The 5,350-nt window shown below is 59.8% G+C and carries 1 protein-coding gene and 1 pseudogene; both read left to right on the top strand.

All coding sequences use genetic code 11. From position 1 onward, the window contains the following. Positions 1–2,990, top strand: a pseudogene (locus HMPREF2656_RS13015) (hypothetical protein); the annotation flags it as partial. Positions 2,991–3,147: 157 nt separating this feature from the next. Next, positions 3,148–5,040, top strand: a complete 1,893-nt coding sequence (locus HMPREF2656_RS03955; protein ID WP_070815924.1) for a hypothetical protein — start codon at positions 3,148–3,150, stop codon at positions 5,038–5,040. The last annotated feature ends 310 nt before the right edge of the window (positions 5,041–5,350 follow it).

The following is a 5,350-nucleotide window of genomic DNA, read 5'->3' as shown; positions in this document are numbered from 1 at the left end:
GGACGGTAACGGTTGATCCGGGCCAGCCTGCTGAATTGCCAACAATCACCATTGATAAGAAGCCGGTTGAGACCACTCCGACCACCGAGCCGACGACGGAGCCGGCCACGTCTGAGCCGACCACGACGAAGGTAACTACTTCGAAGGAAACTCCAAAGCCGGCCACGTCTGAGCCGACCACGACGAAGGTAACTACTTCGAAGGAAACTCCAAAGCCGGCCACGTCTGAGCCGACCACGACCGCTCCGGCCGAGACCAAGCCTTCCATTACCGGCTCGGTCAAGGACAAGGACGGCAAGCCGCTGCCTCAGGACGGCGAGGGTAATCCGAATGTCACGGTTTATGGACCTGATGGCGAGAAGATTGTCGACAAGGTCGAGATCACGGACCCGGAGGGCAACTTCGAGATCCATGGTCCGGACGACAAGCCGCTGCCTGACGGTAAGTACATCGTCGAGGTAGAGACCCCTGAGGGCATGAACAACCCACGTCCGAAGATCGTTGAGGTCAAGGACGGCGAGTCTGATCCGATCGAGTTCGAGGTCGACAAGTCGGAGCGTGACCGCAAGGATAAGTCTGACCGCATCGGTGAAAACACCGTCGGTGGTTGGTTGATCGATGAGCACGGTAACCCGATCCAGGGTGCAAAGATCAAGTTCATCAAGAAGGATGTCGCTGATCCGAACACCATCTCGGTCGATCCCCGCACTGAGGAGACCAAGGGGCCGGAGTACTTCGACTACGAGATTCCGCTCAGCGTTGATGAAGACGGCTTCTTTGTTACCCCGGAGATCGATTTCCAGTACTTCCCTGAAGGCGTCGTCGATTTCGACATGGAAATTGAGCTGCCGGAGGGCTGGCCGGACACCGACATCAACGGCAAGCCGCTGAACCGTAAGGTCACGGTGAAGCAGGGCGAGCGTACCGACATGGGCGAGATCCGTGTCAAGGCTCCGATCGATCAGTCCATTGAGGGCAATGTCAACGACGGCAACGGCAATGCTGTTCCGGGTACCAAGGTCGTAGTGACCGACCCGAACGGCGACTCCAAGATCATCGACGTTGATGAGAAGGGCAACTTCAAGATCGAAGATGTCACGCCTGGCGTCAACGAGATCGAGATCCTGACTCCGGGTAGCGACCGCGAGGTCGACAAGATCAAGGTTCCGGTCCGCCCTGGTGATGACGTGAAGCTGCCGGAAATCCAGCTGACCAAGAATGCTTCCCTGAAACTGGAGAAGCAGGTCTGGGGCCGCGACGCCGATAACCTGGGCCAGGTTAAGGACAAGGACGGCAATCTTGTCGACGATGTCATGACCACCCTTCCCGGCGAAGATCTCTACTACGAGCTCTTCATCACCAACACCGGTGATACGCCGATTAAGAACATCGAGATCGATGATCCGGAACTTCAGTCGCGCAACATCGAATTGAAGATGCCGGAAGGCTGGACTGCTGAGCTCGCCCCGGGTGAAACCGAGGTGATTAAGGCCAAGATGAAGGCTCCGGAGGATGCGTTCGACTTCAACAACGTCGCTACCGCCTTCGGTGAAACCTCCACTGGTGAAAAGGTAGGTTCCGCACCGGATTCGGCGTACACCAAGTTCATCAAGGCAGAGGTGCACAAGAAGGTCAACGCCCGCTTTGCTACCAACCCGGACAAGCCTGTTCGTATGAGCGTCGGCAACGCACTGAAGTTCACCTACGAAATCCAGAACACCGGTTCTGCACCGATGGTGAACGTGGAACTTAAGGACGCGATCTTTGAGGGCGATGCCAAGGACAAGGATGGCAACGACGTTCCAGCTGATCAGCTGAAGAAGGTCAAGGATCTTAAGATTAAGAAGCCTGAAGGCTTCAACGGCACGTTGCTGCCAGGTCAGCGTGTGATCTTCACTGCGGAGATTCCGGAAGGTCTGGCAACCAATGTCCGTCACCACAACCAAGCGGAAGCAAGGGGCGAGCTCCCGACGCGTCCGGCTCGTGGCCGCGGCCTCGCGGGTGAACCGGACTACGGCGATGACCCGTCATCCACGCTGATCATCTCCCCGCGCGAGAACCTCAAGGGCAACGCTCACATCATCGTTGACCAGGGTGCTCCGCTGGCTGACAACCTGCGCCTGATCGCATGGGTTGATGAGAACCAGAACCGCACGCAGGACGAGAACGAAGGCCTCGCAGGGCTGAAGGTCAAGCTGGTTCCGACCGATGGTGGTCCGTCCATCGCGGGCGAGACCAACGAAGACGGCAACGTCTACTTCGAGTCTGCACCGTGGGGTGAGTACACCTTCGAGATCGACAACCCGGGCAACCTGCGTCTGATTGATCCGCGTGATCCGGAGAAGAACTCGTCCCGTGCGGGCTCGACCCTGGAGTCGAAGCCGTTCAAGGTTCGCGGCAAGTTCTCCGAGCCGTTCGAACTGCGTCCGGCTGCGGATGATCCGTCCCAGAAGGAAATCGTGATCGGTCTGCAGTTTGAGAAGGGCAACGGCGACATCGCTGCAGGTGGCGGTATCGGCAGGGACAACGAAATTGTTGGCGAGGACGGCAGCTCCCTGGGCAAGTGCCTGGCCACCGCATCCTCGGTATCCAACCCGGTTGCGTGGCTGGTGCCGATCGGCCTTCTCGGTGCAGTCGCCGGTGGTATCGGTGTGATGTTCGAAGACGAGCTCAACGCCGCGGCCGCACAGGCCAACGAGGCAGTGCGCAGCGTGATGCCGAACGTGAACATTGAAGTCCCGTCTGTGTTCAACCAGTTCCAGGCGCAGATCGACCAGGTCAACCGCCAGCTGTCCCAGATCAATCCGGCCGCCCCGGCTGCGGTTGCCGGTGTTGGCCTCCTGGCTGTGGCTGGTCTGATCATGGGTCTGTACTACGCCAGCTGCCAGTTCGGCTGGAATGTAGAGACCGAGGGCAGCAGCTCCAACAACAAGGCCGAGGCAACGGAGACCGCCAAGCCTGAGGAGCCTGCGGAACCGGCTGAAGCCTAAAAGCTGACCCGCCTACGAAACCGATGCAAATTGCTCGGCGAGTAGGCGGGTTTCGCTTTTGTTCGGGATGTATTGTGAAGTCCAAGGTTGGCGTATACATTCATATGTGGTTTTTGGGGGCGCTCGCGCGCGCTTTTTCTATTCTCGAGAGGTAATAATGGCAGCAACATCCAAGGCAAAACGTGCCGTCGGGCTTTCGCTCGCGGCAGCAGTCGCAGGCTCGATCGCACTCGTGCCGGTCGCAAACGCGCAGGAGAGCGCTACTGCGAAGGAGACTGCGCCTGTGACGTCGTCTGCTGCGGTGGACCCGGTGTCGTCGACAAGCAATGCGAGCAGCGTATCGACGACCCCAGCAACCACCCCGGCCACCGCCAACACCCCCGTGGCGGACTCGGCCGCGCCGGTCACGCAGACCCCAGCCAAGGACTCGAGCATCTCGGATGCTGCAAAGGCATTTGCTGCCTTGTTCCTGGATACGCCCGGTAACGGCACCGGTACCTCTGGCGCGCAGTACAACTCCAAGGGCCGCACCTACACCGCTCTTGCGCGCCACCCTGAAAACAAGCTGCTTTACGCCATCTCCCAGGACGAGGAGGGCAAGGACGCCGGCCACCTGCTGCGCATTAACGCCAACGATGGTGGTCTGATGGATCTGGGCAAGATCGACCTCAAGGGTGACGACGCCACCAAGATCGACACCGCTGCCTTCACCGCAGGCGGCACGCTTGTGCTGTTCGGCGAGGACAAGGTGTACACCCTGGATCTTTCCGACGATAAGTCGGGCGCCAAGAACACCCCGCTCGCGTTCACCACTAAGCCGCTGAAGATCGACGGCGTAAAGGAAGCCGGCAAGCCCGCCGCATGGGCTGCCGACGGTGAGAAGAACGAGACCTCGCTTGTCGCCCTGTCCACCAACGACAAGGGCGACGCGTACCTGTGGCACCTCGACGTCGACGAGAAGGCCCCAGCCGCGACCCACACCGCTGTGACAGTGCCGGAAAAGGCAACCCTGCCGAAGGTAAAGGCACTGAACTACGCCTACAAGAACGAAGACGGCGAGTTCGTCTTTGCAGACGACGACGCGACCGCTATCCACGTGAAGGACAACGCGGTTTCTAACGTCGTCACCAAGGGCGATGAAGCTGACAACTTCGCCGGTGTCGCTGGCCTCAAGCTGCCTGGTCTTGACAACCCGGAGACTGGCGCTGCAACCCCGACCGCAACCCCGGGCAGCGAGACCCCGACCAACCCGGCCACGACAACGACCACGCCTGCAACCGAGACCCCGACCAACTCGGCCACGCCCACCACGCCTGCCACCGAGACCCCAGCGACTACGACCCCATCCGCGCCTGCGGCTGAGGACGACTGGGTCATGGAGGTCCTCGTCCGCACCGATGACAACAAGGCTGTTGAAGGCGCTGAGTTCAAGAGCGCTGATGGCCGCGTTGCCGGTAGGACTGGTGCCGACGGACGCGCAAACGTCGTGTTCGATCTGAATAAGGACGCTAAGGATCGCAAGCTGATCAAGCTCACCTTGATCGAACCACCGCACGGCTACAAGAACACGGAAATCCAGGTCCAGCGCAACGCGAAGACCGCAGAGATCGTCCTGCCGCGTGACCCGAACGTGACCACGTTGAACCGTCCGCAGCAGATTTTGAAGGCGATTGATGAGTTCAAGCCGATTGCCACCAAGGTTCTCGGCCCGGCTGCCGCAATGGCCGGTGCCGCGGGTCTCGCAGGTGCCGGTGGCGGTGCGAAGACCACGAAGTCCTCGGCGACGCCACTGCCGCTGAAGACCACCCCGAGCCGCTCCACGGGCCGCACCACGTCCGTGAAGAACGCAAGCAACAACTCCAACCGCGTTGCTGCGAAGGGTTCGACTTCCACGAAGAAGACCACCACCTCCTCCAGCAAGGAGCGCGACGGTGATCTTGCGGATACCGGTACGCCGATGCGCGCCGTGATCTCCCTCGGCGTCCTGCTGATGCTGGTGGGTGGCGCCTACCTGGCGCTCGGTCGTCGCCGCGAGACCAACGAGAACTAAAAACCAGGCATAGAAACGCCCGCCGGATTCGACACCGGCGGGCGTTTCCGCGTCTGTGGGCTGATCGTCTAGCTGGGCTTTGTCATGTCTCATGACTTTTTGGACATGGAGTCCAGTTACTTATTGACACGATGTCTAGAGACTTTTTGGACACTGAACCGGTGAAATGGTCGGATGGCTATTTCATCGCACACACGCAGAAAGATCGCGGATTTCGATCCGGTTCGCGACGGAAAAACTATCAAGCAGTTTTGCGAGGATGAGAAGATCTCTCGGCAGACGTTTCATAACGTCAGGGATCGTATTGCTC

It is taken from the genome of Corynebacterium sp. HMSC034B08, from assembly GCF_001835805.1.
GTDB lineage: Bacteria > Actinomycetota > Actinomycetes > Mycobacteriales > Mycobacteriaceae > Corynebacterium > Corynebacterium coyleae.
The sequence above is the reverse complement of the archived record's forward strand: the minus strand, read 5'-3'. Positions and strand labels throughout refer to the sequence as shown.

What these genes read in the sequence shown, in the direction of transcription:
- HMPREF2656_RS03955 (WP_070815924.1), top strand. Translation starts at nt 3,148, where the DNA reads ATGGCAGCAACATCCAAGGCAAAACGTGCCGTCGGGCTTTCGCTCGCG.